General features: G+C 54.9%; 17 protein-coding genes. 9 read left to right on the top strand and 8 right to left on the bottom strand.

The window, feature by feature from the left end; translation table 11 throughout:
* Window positions 1-2 precede the first annotated feature (2 nt).
* Together A8O29_RS06355 and A8O29_RS06350 are read left to right on the top strand one after the other, a co-directional pair.
* On the top strand, window positions 3-956 hold the full coding sequence (locus A8O29_RS06355; protein ID WP_125354211.1) for a glycosylasparaginase: 954 nt from the start codon (window positions 3-5) through the stop codon (window positions 954-956).
* Window positions 957-2,399 (top strand): leucyl aminopeptidase family protein, encoded by a 1,443-nt coding sequence (locus A8O29_RS06350; protein ID WP_420854015.1) that lies wholly within the window; start codon window positions 957-959, stop codon window positions 2,397-2,399.
* Between the two features lie 77 nt (window positions 2,400-2,476).
* On the opposite strand, the gene A8O29_RS06345 is transcribed toward A8O29_RS06350, so the two are convergent.
* The 5 genes from A8O29_RS06345 to bglK form a co-directional block, all read right to left on the bottom strand.
* Entirely contained in the window at window positions 2,477-3,178 is a 702-nt protein-coding gene (locus A8O29_RS06345) for a DnaA inactivator Hda (protein WP_217448715.1), read from the bottom strand.
* 98 nt (window positions 3,179-3,276) lie between these two features.
* A complete protein-coding gene (gene uraA / locus A8O29_RS06340; RefSeq protein ID WP_125354209.1) occupies window positions 3,277-4,563 on the bottom strand; it encodes a uracil permease in 1,287 nt (428 codons plus the stop codon).
* Window positions 4,564-4,657: 94 nt separating this feature from the next.
* Window positions 4,658-5,284 (bottom strand): uracil phosphoribosyltransferase, encoded by a 627-nt coding sequence (upp, locus tag A8O29_RS06335; protein WP_125354208.1) that lies wholly within the window; start codon window positions 5,282-5,284, stop codon window positions 4,658-4,660.
* Window positions 5,285-5,477: 193 nt separating this feature from the next.
* Window positions 5,478-6,908 carry a 6-phospho-beta-glucosidase gene (locus A8O29_RS06330; RefSeq protein ID WP_125354207.1) on the bottom strand — a complete coding sequence of 477 codons (1,431 nt, stop codon included), beginning with the start codon at window positions 6,906-6,908 and terminating at the stop codon, window positions 5,478-5,480.
* Between the two features lie 13 nt (window positions 6,909-6,921).
* Entirely contained in the window at window positions 6,922-7,797 is an 876-nt protein-coding gene (gene bglK, locus A8O29_RS06325; protein ID WP_125354206.1) for a beta-glucoside kinase BglK, read from the bottom strand.
* Between the two features lie 254 nt (window positions 7,798-8,051).
* On the opposite strand from bglK, the gene purM reads away from it, so the two are divergent.
* From purM to ppx, 4 genes are all read left to right on the top strand, one after another.
* Complete coding sequence (gene purM, locus A8O29_RS06320) at window positions 8,052-9,089, top strand: phosphoribosylformylglycinamidine cyclo-ligase (RefSeq protein ID WP_125354205.1); 1,038 nt, start codon at window positions 8,052-8,054, stop codon at window positions 9,087-9,089.
* Window positions 9,089-9,730 (top strand): phosphoribosylglycinamide formyltransferase, encoded by a 642-nt coding sequence (purN, locus tag A8O29_RS06315; protein WP_110508979.1) that lies wholly within the window; start codon window positions 9,089-9,091, stop codon window positions 9,728-9,730. The genes purM and purN overlap by 1 nt, the downstream gene beginning before the upstream one ends.
* 192 nt (window positions 9,731-9,922) lie before the next feature.
* The gene (gene ppk1, locus A8O29_RS06310) at window positions 9,923-11,983 is read left to right on the top strand and encodes a polyphosphate kinase 1 (protein ID WP_125354204.1); all 2,061 of its coding nucleotides are present in this window, start codon (window positions 9,923-9,925) and stop codon (window positions 11,981-11,983) included.
* Between the two features lie 3 nt (window positions 11,984-11,986).
* Window positions 11,987-13,528: an exopolyphosphatase gene (ppx, locus tag A8O29_RS06305; protein ID WP_125354203.1), complete on the top strand. Its 1,542-nt coding sequence runs from the start codon at window positions 11,987-11,989 to the stop codon at window positions 13,526-13,528.
* On the opposite strand, the gene A8O29_RS06300 is transcribed toward ppx, so the two are convergent.
* Window positions 13,508-15,763, bottom strand: coding sequence for an EAL domain-containing protein (locus A8O29_RS06300; RefSeq protein WP_174081269.1), 2,256 nt, complete (start codon window positions 15,761-15,763; stop codon window positions 13,508-13,510). The two genes, ppx and A8O29_RS06300, sit on opposite strands and share 21 nt — an antisense overlap.
* A gap of 315 nt (window positions 15,764-16,078) precedes the next feature.
* Between A8O29_RS06300 and A8O29_RS06295 the strand changes: the two genes are divergently transcribed.
* Window positions 16,079-16,279 (top strand): YfgG family protein, encoded by a 201-nt coding sequence (locus A8O29_RS06295; RefSeq protein ID WP_110508970.1) that lies wholly within the window; start codon window positions 16,079-16,081, stop codon window positions 16,277-16,279.
* A 110-nt stretch (window positions 16,280-16,389) separates the two neighbouring features.
* A complete protein-coding gene (locus A8O29_RS06290) occupies window positions 16,390-17,736 on the top strand; it encodes an MFS transporter (protein ID WP_125354202.1) in 1,347 nt (448 codons plus the stop codon).
* Between the two features lie 16 nt (window positions 17,737-17,752).
* Here A8O29_RS06290 and A8O29_RS06285 read toward each other — a convergent pair whose 3' ends face one another.
* On the bottom strand, window positions 17,753-18,667 hold the full coding sequence (locus A8O29_RS06285) for a DMT family transporter (protein ID WP_125354201.1): 915 nt from the start codon (window positions 18,665-18,667) through the stop codon (window positions 17,753-17,755).
* 101 nt (window positions 18,668-18,768) lie between these two features.
* On the opposite strand from A8O29_RS06285, the gene A8O29_RS06280 reads away from it, so the two are divergent.
* Complete coding sequence (locus tag A8O29_RS06280) at window positions 18,769-19,686, top strand: LysR family transcriptional regulator (RefSeq protein WP_125354200.1); 918 nt, start codon at window positions 18,769-18,771, stop codon at window positions 19,684-19,686.
* A gap of 25 nt (window positions 19,687-19,711) precedes the next feature.
* Here the strand turns inward: A8O29_RS06280 and A8O29_RS06275 are convergent, their stop codons facing one another.
* On the bottom strand, window positions 19,712-20,158 hold the full coding sequence (locus tag A8O29_RS06275) for a winged helix-turn-helix transcriptional regulator (protein WP_125354199.1): 447 nt from the start codon (window positions 20,156-20,158) through the stop codon (window positions 19,712-19,714).
* Between the last annotated feature and the right edge of the window lie 100 nt (window positions 20,159-20,258).

The following is a 20,258-nucleotide window of genomic DNA, read 5'->3' as shown; positions in this document are numbered from 1 at the left end:
CGATGTGGGGAATTATTGCAACCTGGCGAATGGCGCTGGAAGGTGTCACTGAATCAGCGTCGGCGCTGGCCGCAGGGAGAGCCGCCTCCACCGCCGTGGTGGATGCTGTTGTAGCCGTCGAAGACTTTCCGCTCTACAAATCCGTCGGCTACGGCGGGCTGCCGACCGAAAACGGCGAGGTTGAACTGGACGCCGCCTTTATGGACGGCGACACCCTGGCGTTTGGTGCGGTCGGCAATCTGATTGATATCGCCAATCCGGTTCGCGTGGCACAGGCGCTCAGCCGCCAGCGCTATAACTCGCTACTTGTCGGCCAGGGCGCGCGCGAATGGGCGCTGGAACAGGGTTTTGCCGAGAAAATTATGCTGACCGACCGTGCCATGCAGCACTACCGCAAGCGCTGTCGTGAAACGCTCGACAAAGGCCTCAGCCCGTATGACGGCCACGACACGGTCGGCATCATCGGGCTCGATCAACAAGGTTCAATGAGCGTCGCCACCTCTACCAGCGGTCTGTTTATGAAAAAACGCGGACGCATTGGCGATTCGCCGATCATGGGCTCCGGCTTTTACTGCGACAGCGAAACCGGCGCGGCAACCGCCACCGGCGTTGGCGAAGACCTGATGAAAGGCTGCACCAGCTACGAAATCGTGCGTCGGATGGCGGGCGGTATGTCGCCGCAGGACGCCGCGGATTCGGTGGTGTTTGAGCTGGAAGACAAGCTGATGTCGCGCTTTGGCCGCGCGGGCGACCTGTCGGTGGTGTGCATGAACCGTCGTGGGGAATTTGGCGCCGCCACCAACATCAAAACGTTTTCGTTTGTGGTCGCCTCAGAAAATCAGCCTCTGACCGTTTACCGCGCCGAGCGCCGCCAGGAGAAAACCCATTACCAGCCGGTGGATGATGAATGGATGCAGGCTTACGCCACGCGCATTCGCGCCCCGATTGAGGAGTAAATCATGGAATATCGTTTAGTCACCGATCCTTCCGTCTTAGCGCACGGCAGTCATTTGATTACCTCACCTGACAGCCCGCTGCTGGAGGCGTTCGACATTCCGCTGCTGGCGGAAATGGTCGCCCAGGCCCGAAAGGGTCAGCTGGCAGACAGTCAATTTGGCTGCCCGCCGTTCGCCCGCATCACAATGATTCCTGATGCCGCGTGGCAGGATACGCTGACCGAAGAACTGCTCGTGGCGTTGCGTCCGTTATTCAAAAAGCCCGTTAGCGAAAACGTGGTGCTGGACTGCACGTTGCTGACGGAAAGCGGCGTGCGCGATCCAGTGCTGCGTTGGGTCTTCAATCTCGATCACAGCCTCGACGATCTTGGCCTGAAAAGCGGCAAAACTGCGCGCGATCGGGTCAAATGCCTGACCGGATTCTGTCTACCGTCGCAGCAGGAAACGCTGCAGTCGGCATTTCGCCAGCAGCATGCGGTCGCCAATGGGATGCTGGCGGCACGTCGGCTGGCGGATATTCCTTCGGAAATCTGTACGCCGCAGTATGTGGTCGAGGAGGCGCAGAAACTGTGCAAACTTTTCCCGACTCTTCGTTGCGAAGTGCTGGATGAAAAAGCGATCGTTGAGCAAGGACTGGGCCTGCTGCACGCCGTCGGCAAAGGCTCATCGCGCCCGCCTCGCCTGTTAGCTATTCATTATGACGGGGCGAAAGATGGCCCGGTTCGCAGCTACGTTGGGAAAGGCATTACGTTCGACACCGGCGGCCTGTGGCTGAAAGCAGGCGCAGGCATGTACACCATGAAATACGACATGTGCGGCGCGGCAAACGTGCTCGGCCTGATGCTGAGTATTGCGGAACTGGCGCTCCCGGTGCGGGTGATGGGCGTGCTGGCGCTGGCAGAAAACGCCATCGGCCCGGAGGCCATGCAGCCTGGCAGCGTGGCGCGCGCCTGTAACGGGATGACGGTGGAAATTAATAACACCGACGCCGAAGGCCGTCTGGTTCTGGCCGATGCGATTGCCTGGGCGAGCCAGCGTCATCCGCAGACCCATTTCATTATCGATATGGCGACGCTGACGGGTGCAGTGGTAAAAGCGCTGGGCTATGAGCTGAGCGGGTTGATGACGCAAAACGAGAGGTTGCGCGAGCAGTTGGTTCGGGCCGGGAAGAAAAGTGGCGACGAGGTCTGGTCGCTGCCGCTCGATGGGCGAATGAAAAAACAGACCGAAAGCGCGATTGCCGATTTGTGTAATACCCCAACCAACAACGCGGCGATCAGCGCATCGGCGGCGTGGTTGCTCCATCATTTCTGCCCACCGGAAATTCCATGGGCGCACCTGGATGTCAGCGGCACGGCATTGTGGCGTGAAGGCGGCAGAAGCGTGGCGTCAGGGCGACCGATACCGTTGTTGGTGCAGCATTTATTGGATGATTTGGCGTAATGTCGTGTGGTTTTGTAGGCCCGCGCAAGCGTAGCGCCGCCGGGCAATGGTGCCGGATGGCGCTATGCTTATCCGGCTTACAGCTTGAGGATCTCTTTCACAAACGGGATAGTCAGCTTGCGTTGAGCGGTAATCGACGCGCGATCGAGCTGATCAAGCGTCATAAACAGGGTGCGGGTTTCGCGATCGAGGCGCTTCATCAGGAAGCGGCAGACGTCTTCCGGCATCTCAAACCCACGCATTTTGGCACGCAACTGTAACGCCTGGAGTTTATCCTCATCGGACAACGGTTGCAGCTTGTAGATTTGCCCCCAGTCGAGGCGGGATGCGAGATCCGGCAGCGCCACATTCAGCTGGCGTGGTGGACGATCGCCGGTGATCAGCAGACGCGTTTTGCCCGATTCGAGAATGCGGTTGTAGAGATTAAAAATCGCCATTTCCCACGTCTCATCCCCGGCCACGCATTCGATATTATCGATGCAAACCAGCGACAGATGTTCCATGCCTTCCAGCACATCCGGAACGAACCAGGTACGTTTATCCAGCGGAACATAGCCGACGGCGTCACCACGCTGTGAAAGCTCGGCGCACGCTGCGTGCAGCAAATGGCTGCGGCCAGCGCCTTCGCGCGACCAGACGTAAATGTATCCGCTGTGATCCTGACGCAGCATGGTTTGCACTGCGGCAAGTAAAGAAGAGTTATCACCCGCCCAGAAACTCGCAAAGGTTTCGTCGTCGGGAAGATAGAGTGGCAAAGAGAGCTGAGCCGGAGCGTTCAGAATGACCTCAACATGGAACTGCTAAAAACGCGATGAGTGTAACACAAGATCCGCGAATGAGAGAACCGGACGGGAAGTCCCGCCCGGTTGGTTGATCACTACGCTGTTTTATCGCTATCAACCGGATCCAGCACTACTTCTTCCGGGCGCAGGACGCTGATCAGTTTGAAGATAAGGCTCAGCGCCACACCCACGATGGTCGCCAGCGCCATGCCTTTCAGCTCTGCCGCGCCGATGTGTACGGTCGCACCGCTGACGCCGATGATCAGAATCACGGCGGTCAGGATCAGGTTTTGTGTTTTGTTGTAATCGACTTTCGATTCAATCAGCACGCGAATACCTGACGCACCAATCACCCCGTACAGCAGCAGAGACACGCCGCCGATAACCGGAACCGGGATAATTTGAATCGCTGCCGCCAGTTTACCGACGCAGGACAGCAGGATGGCGATGATCGCCGCGCCGCCAATAACCCAGGTGCTGTACACGCGGGTGATCGCCATCACGCCAATGTTTTCACCGTAGGTGGTGTTTGGCGTAGAGCCGAAGAAACCGGAAATGATAGTCGACAGGCCGTTGGCAAACATTGAACGATGCAGGCCCGGGTCGCGGATCAGATCTTTTTTGACGATGTTCGCGGTCACTACCAGGTGCCCAACGTGCTCGGCGATAACCACCAGCGCGGCAGGCAGAATGGTGAAGATCGCAAACCATTCAAAGCGTGGGGTGTAGAAGGTTGGCAGCGCAAACCACGGCGCGTTAGCAATCGGTGCCGTATCAACAATGCCCATCGCAAACGACAGCGCGTAGCCGGTCAGCACGCCGATCAGGATGGGGATGATCGCCAGGAAGCCACGGAACAGCACTGAGCTGAAGACCGTTACGCCCAACGTGATCAGCGCAATCATGATGCTGGTCGAGTTCGGGGTTGTTCCCGTCGCGGGCAACAGGCCCGCCATATTCGCCGCCACACCCGCGAGCTCCAGACCGATAACCGCGACAATCGCGCCCATCGCCGCCGGGGGGAACATCACGTCCAGCCAGCCGGTGCCCGCTTTTTTGACGATGAACGACACCAGGCAGAACAGTACGCCGCACATAATGAAGCCACCGAGCGCCACTTCATAACCCAACGGTAACAGCAGCAGCACCGGGGAAATAAACGCAAAGCTTGAACCGAGATAGGCCGGGATTTTGCCCTTGCAGATGAACAGATACATCAGCGTGCCGATACCGTTGAACAGCAGAACCGTTGCCGGGTTGATGTGGAACAGGAAAGGTACCAGCACCGTCGCGCCAAACATGGCGAACAGATGCTGCAAACTAAGCGGGATGGTCTGCAAAAGTGGCGGTCTTTCACTTACCCCGATAGCGCGGCGCGTCATAGTCTTATCCTCTTTCTGAGTGTTGTTGTTTGTGTTGGTGTGTTTTAGTCAAAAAAAAGCCGACTCTCAAAGTCGGCTATTTTTTATGAATCTCTTATTTGGTACCAAAAATCTTGTCACCGGCGTCGCCGAGGCCCGGAATAATGTATCCGTGCTCGTTCAGGCCCTGGTCAATGGATGCGGTGTAGAGTTCGACATCCGGGTGCGCTTTCTCCAGCGCGGCGATACCTTCCGGGGCCGCAACCAGAACCAGCACCTTAATGCTGCTACACCCGGCATTTTTCAGCAGGTCGATAGTGGCGATCATCGAACCACCGGTTGCCAGCATGGGGTCAACCACCAGCGCCATACGCTCGTCGATGTTAGACACCAGCTTCTGGAAGTACGGTACTGGCTCGAGGGTTTCTTCATTACGGTAAATGCCGACCACGCTGATACGCGCGCTCGGAACGTGCTCCAACACGCCTTCCATCATGCCCAGGCCTGCACGCAGGATTGGCACAACGGTAATTTTCTTGCCTTTGATCTGCTCAACCTGCACCGGGCCGTTCCAGCCTTCGATGGTGACAGTTTCAGTAACCAGGTCAGACGTTGCTTCATAAGTCAGCAAGCTGCCCACTTCTGAGGCGAGTTCACGGAAGCGTTTGGTGCTGATGTCATGCTCACGCATCAGGCCCAGCTTGTGTTTTACGAGCGGGTGTTTCACTTCCACAATCTTCATTCTCTTTCTCCTCTGAGGGGCAACCACAAAAAAATCGCCGGATTATACCGCTTTTTGCAGGCAGCGCCATACCCGTTCTCATTGACGGGGATCAAGCAAAGTGATTAACACATTGTTACTTATTATAAAGTAAGGATAAAAATAAACCCCGCCGAAGCGAGGTTTTGTCTTTCAGAGAAGAAATCGCGCACGATTAGAGCGATTCGCCGTTGCTGCTGATAACCTTTTGATACCACGCAAAAGATTTTTTGCGGCTGCGCTCCAGGGTGCCGTTGCCTTCATTGTCTTTATCGACGTAGATAAAGCCGTAGCGTTTTTTCATTTCACCGGTTCCAGCAGAAACCAAATCGATACAGCCCCACGGGGTGTAGCCCATCAGGTCCACGCCGTCTTCTACTACCGCTTTTTTCATTTCGGCGATGTGGGCGGAGAGATAATCAATGCGGTACTGGTCATTTACGCTGCCGTCTTTTTCACGCACGTCGATGGCACCGAAGCCGTTTTCCACAATAAACAGCGGCAGCTGATAGTGATCCCAGAACCAGTTCAGTGAATAACGCAGGCCAACCGGGTCAATCTGCCAGCCCCAGTCGGATTTTTTCACGTACGGGTTGGAGACCAGACTGGTGGTTTCATCGTAGTCGAGCTGCGGGTTGTCTGCCGTCGCCTTGGTGGCGAAGGACATGTAGTAGCTGAAGCCGATGTAATCGACGCAGCCCTGTTTCAGCGCGGCGTTGTCTTCTGCGGTGATATCCAGTTCAAAACCACGACGCTCGAAGTAGTTCAGCAGATGCTGTGGATATTTGCCGCGCACGTGCACATCGGTGAACCAGTAACGGCGGTGCATGGCGTTCATCGCCATCATCATGTCGTCCGGCGCACAGGTCAGCGGGTAAATCGGGCACATCGCAATCATGCAACCGACTTGCAGAGCAGGGTTAATCTCACGCGCAACTTTCACCGCCAGGGCGCTGGCCACCAGTTCGTAGTGCGCCGCCTGATACATAACCGGCTCGCGATCTTCACCCTCTTCGTATTTGATGCCGGAATTGGTGAACGGCGCGAAATCTTCGTGGAAGTTTGCCTGGTTGTTGATTTCGTTGAAGGTCATCCAATACTTCACTTTGTGCTGGTAGCGCTCGAACGCCACTTTCGCGAAGCGCACAAAGAAGTCGATGACTTTACGGTTACGCCAGCCGCCGTACTCTTTCACCAGGTGATACGGCATTTCGAAGTGCGACAGCGTAATCACTGGCTCAATGCCGTATTTCAGGCATTCGTCGAACAGGTCATCGTAGAATTTCAGGCCCGCTTCGTTTGGCTCCAGCTCGTCACCTTTCGGGAAGAGGCGCGTCCAGGCAATCGAGGTGCGGAAACATTTGAAGCCCATTTCGGCAAACAGTTTGATGTCGTCTTTATAGCGGTGATAGAAATCAATCGCGTCGTGGTTCGGGTAGTTTTTTCCTGGCAGCACGCCGTCGGTAATTTCACGCGCTACGCCGTGGGCCCCGGCGGTCATCACATCGGCAACGCTCGGGCCTTTTCCGCCCTCTTTCCAGCCGCCTTCCAGCTGATGCGCCGCAACGGCACCGCCCCACAGAAAATCGCTTTTAAATCCGGACATAACAACTCCCTCTTTAACGTTCAGACTGCTGATTAAAATGGTAAACCGCGCCGAGTAAACCGGCGTCGTTGCCGTGGCTGACGGTATCGATGTATTCATCAATACCAAACCAGGCGAGATGCTGTTTCAGTTGGAGCAGGAAACCCGGGCGTTCGGTGATGCCGCCGCCGAGCAGAATAGTTTGCGGATCGAACAGATTGACCAGGTTGTACAGGCCGCTGGCGATGCCGTTGAAGAAATCGTTCACCAGCCTTTGGCAGACCGCGTCTCCCACCTCGCTGGCGTCGAATATCTCTTCGCCGCTGACCTCATCGAGTGGTTTTCCGATATGGCTCGCATAGCGGTTGCGCAGAACGCGCAGCGTGCAGGTGGCATTCATGGTGTAGTGCGTCGGGTGGCGGCTGCCGGGGCGGTCGGTAAACATGTAGCCAAATTCACCGCCGCGAAAACGCGCGCCGCGCACCAGTTGGTTATTGCAGAAAATCGCGCCGCCGATGCCGGTGCCAATGGTCAGCACCAGGAAATCGCTCATGTCTGCCGCTTTGCCCTGCCAGCGTTCGGCGAGCAGCACGCAGTTGGCGTCGTTTTCAATCGCAACCGGCAGACGGGTGCGCTCTTCAATCCATGCTTTGATGCCGAACTGGTCGAATTTGCGGATCGCCCCGCCCATTTCGATGAAACCGGTGTGAGGATTGACGTAGCCAGGCGCGCTAATGGCGATGCCTTCACATTCAGGATGCGCATCCAGCCAGCTCAGAATGCCTTGCAGAATGGCTTCGCCGTCGCTGTCTTTGATGGCCACTTTTCCTTTCGCGACGATCGTTCCTTCGTCGGTCACTACGCCCATTTTGAGCGCCGTTCCACCAATATCAAACGCGGCAATGTGCATCTGCTTTACTCCTCCTGACGGCAATTTCAGAAACCGGTTTCAGTGGAATATTGTGTGCTGTGGCAATAACCTGCAAGCATTAAAATGTACCCGGTTTCATTTTCGTGAACGGGTTCAAATTTGCCTGAATGAATGCTGAACGCGTGTAAAAAAACGTCAACAAAAGATATCCCGCGCCCAGACTCGCAAACGTTTGCTTAGGCTGTTAGAATGGCGCCGATTTTATTTGCTAACGCCATTCGTGGAGACTTGCAGTGACCGACAAAACCTCTCTCAGCTATAAAGATGCCGGTGTTGATATTGACGCGGGTAATGCTCTGGTTGACCGAATCAAAGGTGTGGTGAAGAAAACCCGCCGCCCGGAAGTGATGGGTGGCCTGGGTGGATTCGGCGCACTGTGCGCACTGCCGCAAAAATATCGTGAGCCGGTGCTGGTTTCCGGTACGGATGGCGTCGGCACCAAGCTGCGCCTGGCAATGGATCTTAAGCGTCACGACACCATCGGCATCGACCTGGTGGCCATGTGCGTAAACGACCTGGTGGTACAGGGCGCTGAGCCGCTGTTCTTCCTCGATTACTACGCGACCGGCAAGCTGGACGTCGACGTTGCATCCAGCGTTATCACCGGTATCGCCGAGGGCTGTCTGCAGTCCGGCTGTGCGCTGGTGGGCGGCGAAACTGCTGAAATGCCGGGCATGTATCACGGCGAAGATTACGACGTGGCCGGTTTCTGCGTGGGCGTGGTTGAGAAATCCGAAATCATCGACGGCAGTAAAGTGGCCGACGGCGACGTGCTGGTTGCCCTCGGCTCCAGCGGTCCGCACTCCAACGGTTATTCGCTGGTGCGTAAAATCCTTGAAGTCAGCGGCACCAACCCGGAAACCACCGAGCTCGACGGCAAACCTCTGGCCGATCACCTGCTGGCGCCAACCCGTATCTACGTGAAAAACATTCTGGAACTGATTGCCAGCGTCGACGTGCACGCCATCGCGCACCTGACCGGCGGCGGTTTCTGGGAAAATATTCCTCGCGTACTGCCGGACAACACACAGGCCGTGATCGACGAATCCTCCTGGCAGTGGCCGTCCGTATTCAACTGGCTGCAAACCGCCGGCAACGTTAGCCAGCATGAGATGTATCGCACCTTCAACTGTGGCGTGGGCATGCTGATTGCGCTGCCAGCCGCAGAAGCTGATAACGCTATCGCGCTGATGAATGAGAAAGGTGAAAACGCGTGGAAAATCGGCTATATCAAAGCATCCGATTCTGAACAGCGTGTGGTCATCGAGTAATGAAAAATATTGTGGTGCTGATTTCGGGCAACGGAAGCAATTTGCAGGCGATTATCGACGCCTGCAAGCAGAAGAAAATCAATGGCACCCTGCGGGCTGTATTCAGCAATAAGGCCGACGCGTTCGGCCTTGAGCGCGCCCGTGAAGCAACGATCCCGGCTCATGCTCTGAGCGCCAGTCAGTTTCCCAATCGCGAAGCATTTGACCGCGAACTGATGCAGGAAATTGACGCCTACGCCCCGGATGTGGTGGTGCTGGCAGGCTATATGCGCATTCTGAGTCCGGCGTTCGTCGCGCACTATCAGGGGCGTCTGCTGAATATCCACCCTTCCCTGCTACCGAAATATCCGGGCCTGAATACCCATCGTCAGGTACTGGAAAACGGCGACGAAGAGCACGGCACCTCCGTGCATTTCGTAACGGACGAACTCGACGGCGGCCCGGTGATTTTACAGGCCAACGTACCGGTGTTCGCCGGTGATACGGAAGATGACATTACCGCTCGCGTTCAACATCAGGAACACGCCATTTACCCGCTGGTAGTGAGCTGGTTTGTCGACGGACGTCTGGCAATGAAAGACAACAGCGCATGGCTGGACGGCGTTCAGCTTCCCGCGCAAGGCTACGCCTCCGAAGCGTAGTTCCAAACCGCCTGTCCGTCACGACAGGCGCTTTCTTCCCTCTCCCATACCGCTGAATAATAAAAAAACGTTATCCCAGGTTCACGACAAACAGATTATTGTCATACTTACCTGGCACAGTTGGACATCACAGGTCAAAGCTCGCCATAATGTGAGGGCTGTCCGCGTCAATCAACCGGAGTGTGAGTAGTAATGGGTCAGGATAAGCTTTATATCGAAAAAGAACTGAGCTGGTTAACCTTTAACGAGCGCGTGCTCCAGGAAGCGGCGGATAAAAGTAACCCGTTGATAGAACGCATGCGTTTTTTGGGTATCTATTCCAATAACCTTGATGAGTTCTATAAAGTACGTTTTGCCGAACTCAAACGCCGCATTATCATCAGTGAAGAACAAGGCCTCAACGCCCATTCCCGCCATCTTCTGGGAAAAATTCAGGCCCGCGTGTTGAAAGCTGACCAGGAATTTGACAGCCTTTATAACGAACTGCTGCTCGAAATGGCGCGTAATCAAATCTTCCTGATTAACGAGCGTCAGCTGTCGGTCAATCAGCAAAGCTGGTTACGCCACTACTTCAAACATTACCTGCGCCAGCACATCACGCCGATCCTGATTAACCGCGAAACCGATTTGGTGCAGTTCCTGAAAGACGATTACACCTATCTGGCGGTGGAGATTATTCGCGGCGAAGAAATTAGCTACGCGCTGCTGGAAATCCCGTCGGATAAAGTGCCGCGCTTCGTCAATTTGCCGCCGGAAACCCCGCGCCGCCGCAAACCGATGATCCTGCTCGACAACATTCTGCGCTACTGCCTGGACGACATTTTCCAGGGCTTCTTCGATTACGACGCCCTGAATGCCTACTCGATGAAAATGACCCGTGATGCCGAGTACGACCTGGTGCACGAGATGGAATCGAGCCTGATGGAGTTGATGTCCTCGAGCCTGAAGCAGCGCCTGACGGCGGAGCCGGTGCGCTTTGTGTATCAGCGCGATATGCCTGATGCGATGGTCGAGATGCTGCGTAAGAAATTCGCCATCACCCGCTATGACTCCATTGTGCCGGGCGGCCGCTACCATAACTTTAAAGATTTCATTGGCTTCCCGAACGTCGGTAAAGCCAACCTGGTGAACAAACCGCTGCCGCGCCTGCGCCATATCTGGTTCGATAAATTCCGCAACGGTTTCGACGCCATTCGTCATCGCGACGTGCTGCTCTATTACCCGTACCACACCTTTGAGCACGTGCTGGAATTGCTGCGTCAGGCCTCGTTTGACCCGAGCGTGCTGGCTATCAAAATCAATATTTACCGCGTGGCAAAAGACTCGCGCATTATTGATTCGATGATCCACGCGGCGCACAACGGTAAAAAAGTAACGGTGGTGGTTGAGCTACAGGCGCGCTTTGACGAAGAAGCCAACATCCATTGGGCGAAGCGCCTGACGGAAGCCGGTGTACACGTGATCTTCTCCGCGCCTGGCCTGAAAATTCACGCCAAACTGTTCCTTGTTTCCCGTAAGGAAGGCGACGACGTAGTGCGCTATGCGCATATCGGCACCGGCAACTTCAACGAAAAAACCGCCCGCATTTACACCGACTATTCGCTGCTGACCGCCGATGCGCGGATCACCAACGAAGTCCGCCGGGTGTTTAACTTCATTGAGAACCCATACCGTCCGGTGAATTTCGATTACCTGATGGTCTCGCCGCAGAACTCACGTCGTCTGCTGTATGACATGATCGACAACGAAATTGCGCACGCGCAGAACGGTCGGCCGTCGGGGATCACCCTGAAACTGAACAACCTGGTCGATAAAGGCCTGGTTGATCGTCTGTATGCGGCATCCAGTACCGGCGTGCCGGTCAACCTGCTGATCCGCGGTATGTGTTCACTTATCCCGCAGCTGGAAGGTATTAGCGAAAATATTAACGTCATCAGCATCGTTGACCGTTATCTTGAGCACGACAGGCTCTATATTTTTGAAGATGGCGGCGCGAAAAAAGTGTGGCTCTCTTCCGCTGACTGGATGACGCGCAATATCGATTACCGAATTGAAGTCGCTACGCCTATCCTCGATCCGCGCCTGAAACAACAGGTGCTGGATATCGTCGACCTGCAATTTAGCGATACCGTGAAAGCCCGTTTTATCGACAAAGAACTGAGTAATCGTTACGTGCCCCGCGGCAACCGCCGCAAAGTCCGGTCACAGCTGGCGATCTACGACTACATTAAATCACTTGAGCAGCCCGATTAATCTATGCCCATAAAAAACAAAATGTCACGACCGCAGGAGATTGCTGCGGTTGACCTGGGATCGAACAGTTTTCATATGGTTATCGCGCGCGTCGTTGACGGTGCGCTGCAAATCATTGGCCGCCTGAAACAGCGTGTCCATTTGGCCGATGGCCTGAATGAAGACAATATGCTCAGTGAAGAAGCAATGGAACGCGGCCTGACCTGTCTGTCACTGTTTGCGGAACGCCTGCAAGGATTCCCTCCGTCCAGCGTCTGCATCGTCGGCACCCATACGCTTCGCCAGGCGCTGAACGCGCCGGAGTTTTTGAAGCGCGCTGAAAAGGTGATTCCGTACCCCATTGAAATCATTTCCGGGAATGAAGAAGCGCGCCTGATTTTTATGGGCGTGGAGCATACGCAGCCTGAAAAAGGCCGCAAGCTGGTTATCGACATCGGCGGCGGCTCGACGGAACTGGTTATCGGCGAAGACTTTACGCCGCAGCTGGTTGAAAGCCGTCGTATGGGCTGCGTGAGCTTTGCCCAAATGTTCTTCCCTGGCGGACTTATCAGCAAAGAGAACTTCCAGCGTGCGCGTCTTGCGGCGGTGCAGAAACTGGAAACCCTCTCCTGGCAATACCGTATTCAGGGCTGGAACGTGGCCATGGGCGCGTCCGGCACCATTAAAGCGGTACACGAAGTGCTGATCGAAATGGGCGAGAAAGACGGCATCATCACGCCGGAACGCCTGGAGATGTTGGTTGAAGAAGCGCTGAAGTTTAAAAACTTTAGCGCGCTTAGCCTGCCTGGGCTTTCAGAAGACCGTCAGGCGGTCTTTATGCCGGGCCTGGCGATTCTGTGCGGCGTGTTTGATTCACTGGCTATCAAAGAGCTGCGCCTGTCTGATGGCGCGCTGCGCGAAGGTGTGCTGTATGAGATGGAAGGCCGTTTCCGCCATGACGATATCCGCAGTCGAACCGCGGAAAGCCTGGCCAGTCAGTACCATATCGACCGCGAACAGGCGCGTCGCGTGCTGGAAACCACTCATCAGATTTATGAGCAGTGGGTGGAGCAGAACGTGAAGCAGGCGCATCCACAGCTGGCTGCCCTGCTGAAATGGGCCGCGATGCTGCATGAGGTGGGGCTGAATATCAATCACAGCGGGATGCATCGCCATTCGGCGTATATTCTGCAAAACAGTGATTTGCCCGGCTTCAACCAGGAGCAGCAGACGCTGATGGCAACCCTGGTGCGTTATCACCGCAAAGGGGTGAAGCTGGACGATTTGCCGCGCTTTACGCTGTTTAAGAAGAAGCAGTTCCTGCCGATGATCCAGCTGCTGCGCCTCGGCGTACTGCTGAATAACCAGCGTCAGGCCACGACCACGCCACCGACGTTAAAACTGACCACCGAAGCGAATCACTGGACACTGTGCTTCCCTCACAACTGGTTTAGTCAAAACGCGCTGGTGCTGCTCGATTTGGAAAAAGAGCAGCAGTACTGGCAAGGCGTGACCGGCTGGATGCTGAAAATTACCGAAGAAGAATCACCAGACATCGCCGCCTGATGTAACAGGCTCGATATTCGCGGCAGCCAGACCTTCTAAAGGTTCTGGCTTGCCGAGATAATAGCCCTGCAGATAATCAATTCCCAGGCCCAGCGCCGCCTCACGAATTTCATCCGTTTCAACGTACTCCGCCACCACCTGCATGTTCTTCATTCGCGCCAGTTGGCAAATAGACGAAACGATTTGGTAATCCAGCGTGCTCAACAGCAGATTCTTGATAAAGCTGCCGTCGATTTTCAGGATATCGGCGCTGACGTTTTTCAGCCGCGCATAGCTGGCATAGCCGGTACCAAAATCATCAATGGCAATCCGACAGCCCAACGCTTGCAGTTGCGCCATGTTTAACATGGCCTGATCCGGGTGGCTCAGCGAATGGTTTTCAGTGATTTCAAAAATGAGCTGCCAGCCCTGAATGTTATAACGCGTTAGCAGGTCTGATACCGTTTTCGGAAACTGCGATCCGCAGGCCGATGAGGGCGAGATATTCACCGACAGTCGCAGGCCCGGCAGCGTTTCACGACGGCTATCCATAAACTTCAGCGTATTTTCCAGCACCCACAGGTCGATCCGCGACGAAAGCCCAAACTCATGGGCCACCGGGAGAAACAGTTCCGGGGCAATCAGCTGATCGTTATCGCCTTTCAGGCGCAGCAGAACTTCGTGGTAGCTGTCGCCGCGCATGCCGACAATCGGCTGCGCCATCAGGCTGAAATTACCGTGTTCCAGCGCCAGTTGTAGCCGGTTCATCATGGTGATTTTATCTTTCAGGCCCTGCTGCAAATGCGAGGCGTCGCGGTGTTGCAGGTTTTCAGGCGAACCGGTCACCAGCGAGGAGTTAGCCATCGTGCTTAGCTCACCGAGCAACAGGGGCAGCTGCATCACCGGGGAACGCACATGGCAGTAACTCACCCCGACATTCGGCTGCAGCGGCATTCCATCCCAAACAAAACGGAATTTTTTTATCCGCGCATCAATGGCGGCAATCCGTTCTTCATGGGATTCCGTATTCAGTCGAATCACCAGGTCGTGGCCAGAAAGTTGGTAAGTGCACTCACCGTCGTGCAGCTCTGACTCGAGCCATTTCCCCAGCGTTTGCTTGTACTGGATACGCACCATCATCCCGTAATGACGCCCTAACACCTCGAGTTCCGGGATGCGTAAGAAGCACAGCACTGACCACGGCGTGTGGGAGAGCTTGCGGCTCAGCGCCCACAAATTTGGCATCTGAACCACCGGGTCGATAAACGCCATCCGCTTCACGCGGGCGTGAATATAACGCTGCTGCGTCGACAGCATCGCCATATAAACCACGATAAACGAGAACACCAGATAGCTGGAAGAGGTAATCGCCAGCTGGTTGCTGTAGCTCGGATAAGACGGCATGTATCGGTAGTAGAAGTGAATACTAACTATCAGGACTATCGTCCAGATGACAGACATCAGCCGATAGCCGAAACGCATCGAGCCCCACAGCATGACTGGCAGCAACAGCGAGAGGGTATAATTGGTGGTGAAAATTGAGGCGGAATTTGCGACAGGAATATACAGCAGTCCCATGATAATAAACAAGATAAGGGACCAGACGATCATCTCGACTGCGCTCACTTTGGCGTCAATTTGTTGGCGGAGCTGGGAAATGAAAGAGCGCAAATACATCGGATTTCGGATGATCCGAATAACCAGATAACAGAGCGGAACCCCGGTTAAGCAGCCCACCAGCATCGACTGATAGTTAATCAGACTGTGCAGCGTCAGGGGTCCGGTTCCGGCTAGCGAAATTCGCGCGGGCAGAATATTAAAAAAGACGCAGGCCAGCAGCAACAGCTGAAAAAGAGTCGCAGGGAAAAACACCTGCCAGAACAGACGCTGCGGCATCAGACGTGTGCAGCCATAAGAAATGGAATGCCGCCTCGGCACGAAAACCCGATACCCGCCCCAGCTGAGGATAATGGGGATTAAAAAATGAAAGGTGACGCCAATGGTTTCAGGCACAGTCATGCCTTGCGCAACCACCAGCCAAATCCCTGCCACTATACCGGGCAGCGCTTTCCAGCCAAAAAAGAGCATCAGGGAAAGCAGCAGTGCCAGCGGCAGATAATAAAGCGAGACGATTCCGCCATCTATGTGGGTAAAGGTATTGGCAGCGCGGGCAACAGGTAAAAGCAGTGAGGGCAGGATGAGCGGTAATCCCCACCATTTATCACGACTGTTTTTATAGAATTCAGTAAGATGCATAGATACTCAAAAGAGGACCCAATTCCCGATGGGCAGTTTCAGACAGGCATCCAACCTGATTATCGACTTCCGCGCACTGTCACAGCGCGGAAAGGGGCAAGAGATTATAAGTAGCACCAGGGTGGACGATTTGACTTAAATCAATAAACCACAATGCGGTTATGATTAATGCATCATTCCATTCATGCGTTCGCCCGTTTTGATCTCCGGTTCTGTTTTGCACACTTTTTATACAATTGTTAATTGACCCTGCTGCCTCGCTGTGCCTTAATAGGCCCCATCGCCCATAATGGGTATTATTAAAGGACCCCCTCAGTGAGCCAGGCAACCCCGATGCGCAAACGACATCAGTTTAACAGTCGCATGACCCGGATCATTTTACTTATCAGCTTCCTCTTCTTCTTTGGCCGCTTCGTCTATTCCTCAATCGGCGCCTGGCAGCATCATCAGGACAAGAAAGCCGCGCAGCAGTCGAGTCAGGTCACTGAAACTCAGGTGCGCACCGAGCAAAATTAACCCCCATCTGGCCAGGACAATTCCCGGTAAAAGTCCCTGCATTTGCATCCTACGGTAAAACCAAGCACGATGATGGTGAACCCGTAACGAACAGCCAATACAGGGAACGTATGAAAAACATCCTGAATACCTTTCTGCCGCTGTACACCACCACCCTGCTGATGCTGCTCGGTTCCGGGCTGTTGACGACCTATATTTCACTGCGCCTTGCGCACGAAGACGTTAGCGGTACGGTTATCGGGGCGATAACTGCAGCGAACTATCTCGGTCTGGTGATTGGCGGCAAAGTCGGCCACAACCTGATTGCCCGCGTCGGGCATATTCGTGCTTACGTCTCCTGTGCGGGGATCATTACCGCCTCGGTCGTCGGACACGGACTCAGCGATTTTATTCCTCTGTGGATTTTCCTGCGCATGGTTATCGGCCTGTGCATGATGTGCCAGTACATGGTGCTGGAAAGCTGGCTCAACGACCGGGCGGAATCCTCGCAGCGCGGCGCCATCTTCGGGCTGTATATGGTCGCGACCTATCTCGGCCTGTGCGGCGGGCAGATTATCCTGATGGCGGCAGCGGGAACCGGGCCGTCGATGCTGCTGATTGTCGCGCTCTGCTTCGCCCTGTGCCTGGTGCCGATTGCGCTCACCACACGCACCACTGCGCAGCCAATGACCCCCGCCCCGATGGAGCTCGGCTACTTCTTTAAAGCTATCCCCAAACTGCTGGCGGCAACGCTGGTGATGGGCATGGCCGCCGGGGCGTTTTACGGTCTGGCGCCGGTGTATGCCATTTCGCAAGGCTTAACCACCCAACAAACTGGCCTGTTCATGGGCGTGACCATTTTCGCCGGAATGGTTTCACAGTTCCCGCTGAGCTGGCTCTCCGACCGCTATGACCGCCAGCATCTGCTGTTTTATACCGCGGTGCTGTTCGCGCTGGCCTCTTTGCCACTGTCGATTCTGCCGCATCTTGGCTTTTACTGGCTGCTGGGTATCGCCTTTGTTTCCAGCATGGCGATGTTCTCGCTTTACCCGCTCGGTGTGGCGATTGCCAACGATCGCGTGGAAGCAGAGCGACGCGTGTCGCTGACGGCCTGCCTGCTAATGGCTTTCGGCGTTGGGGCCTGTATCGGGCCGCTGATAACCGGCGCTGTCATGCAACCTTTTGGCGGCAACGTGCTTTATTTCTGCTTCACGCTGTGCGGGGTGACTATCGGCGCCATCAGTTGGATCAGAAAACGTCAGCCGGAGATCATTGTCGATGCGCCATTGCCACACGTAGTGATGCCCGACAGCCTGATGTCCTCCCCGCTGGCGGTGGCGCTGAACCCGTCAATGGATGAAGACGTCATTCAGGAGGCGATGGTCGATACACCGCCAGAAGACGCCGCGCCGGAAGAAAAAATCACACCTGACGCGGAAACATCGGAAGAAACAGCAGAGACCAGGACGGCCCCCTAATCGGGGCCACCTGGCATTATGACAGGGCGACGTTTGTCGCCCTTTTTTGTGCGCTTCGGGAGCACAGCGCAATCCCGCAAATAATCAATATCGTGCTGACCAGATGGAACGGATGCAGCGTCACGTTCAGGAACATCACGCTGAATAATCCCCCTGTCAGTGGAATCAAATGGGAGAACACTTCGCCCCGGGTTGCGCCGATGGCCTGAATGCCTTTGTTCCACAGCAGATACGACAGCCACGACGGGAAAATAATCAGATACGCCAGCCCTGACAGAAACTCCGGTTGCAGGTACTCACGGGTGGGCGGCAGGCCATGTTCGAACATTGAGAACAGCAGCACCGGCAGCAGCACCACGGCACCAAACGCTGCGCTAACCGCCACAAAAGCATTGCCCCCGACTTCACGTGGTCTAGTGCGCAGAAACGCGCAGTACACCGCCCAACTGGCCGCCGATCCCATGGTCCAGAGGTCGCCGCGGTTGAGGTTTTTCAGCTTATCCAGATGCAATAAATCCCCCTGCATCACCAGCCACACCACGCCAAACGAACTCAAAACAACCCCGGCAATATTATGTACCGATATTTTCTCTTTAAAAATATAACGGTTAATTAATAACACCAGCACCGGCGTGGTGGATAAATAAATCGCCGCATTCAGCGAGGAGGTATATTGCAGGCCAATATAAAGGGTCAGCGGAAATAATACCTGCCCAAATAATGCGAGGAACGCCAGCACCGAGAAAGAGCGTTTCATCACCGGCCACTGGGCGCGAATCTGGCGAGAATAGAGGCCAACCAATAGTATCGCCGTTAACACCCAGCGGGCAGCGGAGAGTACAATAGGGTCTGTATGCGCAACCAAAATATGGCCCACCACATAATTCCCGCCCCAAAAACAGGCCGCGAGGCTAAGTAATAAATAAGGCATAAATGCTCCCGTAAAAATACGTTCTGGATTAACAGAAGATTATCGCGGGGCTAAATGGGATGCTAATATAATGTTTTACTCATCGGGTATCGTTTAAAACTATGAAGTTCACTCTGAGACAACTTGAGTTCTACATAGCTTTAGCAGAAACATTACAAGTTTCTAAAGCCGCCAGCCGCTGCCACGTTTCGCAATCCTCGATGACCGTTGCGCTGCGCAACCTCGAAGAAACGGTGAATGCGCAATTGTTCCTGCGCCAACCCAAAGGTATTCAGCTGACCGCGGCGGGTGAACGCTTTCTCGCCCATGCCCGAAAAATCATCAACGACAGCCGTTTTGCGCTGGAAGATTTGCTGAACCAGCCCGAGACCACGGCCGGTGTGGTTCGCGTCGGCATCGCCGAAACGCTTTCTGCCTATCTGCTGCCCGAAATATTGCATGAAATTGAAAGCCGTTTCCCGCTGATAGAAATCATTTTTCAGGAAGCCCAGGCACCGGAATTGCTCTGTGTGCTACGGAATCAGCAGGTCGATTTCTGTTTATTGCTGACCTCAAATATTCCGCACGACGACGATCTGGACGTGGAAACGTTTATCCGTTCGTTGCGCCAGCTCTGGACGTCAATCGACCATCCGCTGCTCGGCAAACCTGAAATTACACTGAGCGATGTGGCGCAAACGCCCTATTTGATGTTGAGCACCGACGAATACCCCGGCGTGATCGGCGATCATTTTAAAAGCAGCGGATTTGCGCCAGACGTTTGCTTTCGCTCAAACTCGTTCGAAGCCGTGCGCAGCCTGGTGGCGCAGGGTAAAGGCGTCACGATTTTGTCAGATCTGGTCTATCGCCCCTGGGCGCTGAGCGGCCTGAGAGTGGCCCGCCGGACGATCAACGACTGCATCACCTACATGGACGTCGGCGTAGTGAAAACTGTCAACCGCCCACTTTCACCCGCCAGCCAGCGACTGGTGGATTTTATGCGCCAGCAAATTCTTCGCCTGCATGCACATTCAAGGTAATCGACACCTCCACTCACAGGTTATTTCATTTCACTTTCTGCACTTCAGTTTCGGCGGGTAACACCGCAGTACCGTCTTGCGAAGTGGGTCCCATGAACCGAATTGGCTTGCCGGTATGTTTGTCGATCAGAACCGAATGGCGTTCACCCTCCTCAAACAGATGCTGTTCGCCCCACTGCCGCAACGCCACCATCACGGGGAACAAGCTTTCACCCTTGGCCGTCAAAACGTACTCCTGATACGCCGTCCCATCAGAGGCGTCCCGCAACTCAAGGATCTCCGCATTGACCAGTTTTCGCAGTCGGTCGGAGAGAATGTTTCGTGCCACCCCCAGGCTGCGCTGGAAATCGCCGAATCGGCGAACACCATCGAAGGCATTGCGCACGATTAAAAGTGACCAGCGATCCCCCACGACATCAACGCTGCGGGCAACGGGACAGGGTTCATCGTTGATGGATTCGTTTGGCGACATAGCGTCCTCCTGCAGTTTCAATCGACATTCTGGTTGCATTTTAAAACCACACAACCTAGCATTCAATCAGTTTTATTTTGAAACCAGATTACAGGAACCT

This window comes from Scandinavium goeteborgense, assembly GCF_003935895.2.
Classification (GTDB): Bacteria; Pseudomonadota; Gammaproteobacteria; order Enterobacterales; family Enterobacteriaceae; genus Scandinavium; species Scandinavium goeteborgense.
The sequence above is the reverse complement of the archived record's forward strand: the minus strand, read 5'-3'. Positions and strand labels throughout refer to the sequence as shown.

Bases quoted from the DNA above. Each gene is read 5' to 3' on its own strand.
- A8O29_RS06275 (WP_125354199.1), bottom strand. From the start codon at position 20,158: ATGTCGCCAAACGAATCCATCAACGATGAACCCTGTCCCGTTGCCCGC.
- A8O29_RS06280 (WP_125354200.1), top strand. From the start codon at position 18,769: ATGAAGTTCACTCTGAGACAACTTGAGTTCTACATAGCTTTAGCAGAA.
- A8O29_RS06330 (WP_125354207.1), bottom strand. From the start codon at position 6,908: ATGTCCGGATTTAAAAGCGATTTTCTGTGGGGCGGTGCCGTTGCGGCG.
- purN (WP_110508979.1), top strand. From the start codon at position 9,089: ATGAAAAATATTGTGGTGCTGATTTCGGGCAACGGAAGCAATTTGCAG.
- ppx (WP_125354203.1), top strand. From the start codon at position 11,987: ATGCCCATAAAAAACAAAATGTCACGACCGCAGGAGATTGCTGCGGTT.
- A8O29_RS06290 (WP_125354202.1), top strand. From the start codon at position 16,390: ATGAAAAACATCCTGAATACCTTTCTGCCGCTGTACACCACCACCCTG.
- bglK (WP_125354206.1), bottom strand. From the start codon at position 7,797: ATGCACATTGCCGCGTTTGATATTGGTGGAACGGCGCTCAAAATGGGC.
- A8O29_RS06300 (WP_174081269.1), bottom strand. From the start codon at position 15,763: ATGCATCTTACTGAATTCTATAAAAACAGTCGTGATAAATGGTGGGGA.
- upp (WP_125354208.1), bottom strand. From the start codon at position 5,284: ATGAAGATTGTGGAAGTGAAACACCCGCTCGTAAAACACAAGCTGGGC.
- A8O29_RS06355 (WP_125354211.1), top strand. From the start codon at position 3: ATGTGGGGAATTATTGCAACCTGGCGAATGGCGCTGGAAGGTGTCACT.
- uraA (WP_125354209.1), bottom strand. From the start codon at position 4,563: ATGACGCGCCGCGCTATCGGGGTAAGTGAAAGACCGCCACTTTTGCAG.
- A8O29_RS06285 (WP_125354201.1), bottom strand. From the start codon at position 18,667: ATGCCTTATTTATTACTTAGCCTCGCGGCCTGTTTTTGGGGCGGGAAT.
- ppk1 (WP_125354204.1), top strand. From the start codon at position 9,923: ATGGGTCAGGATAAGCTTTATATCGAAAAAGAACTGAGCTGGTTAACC.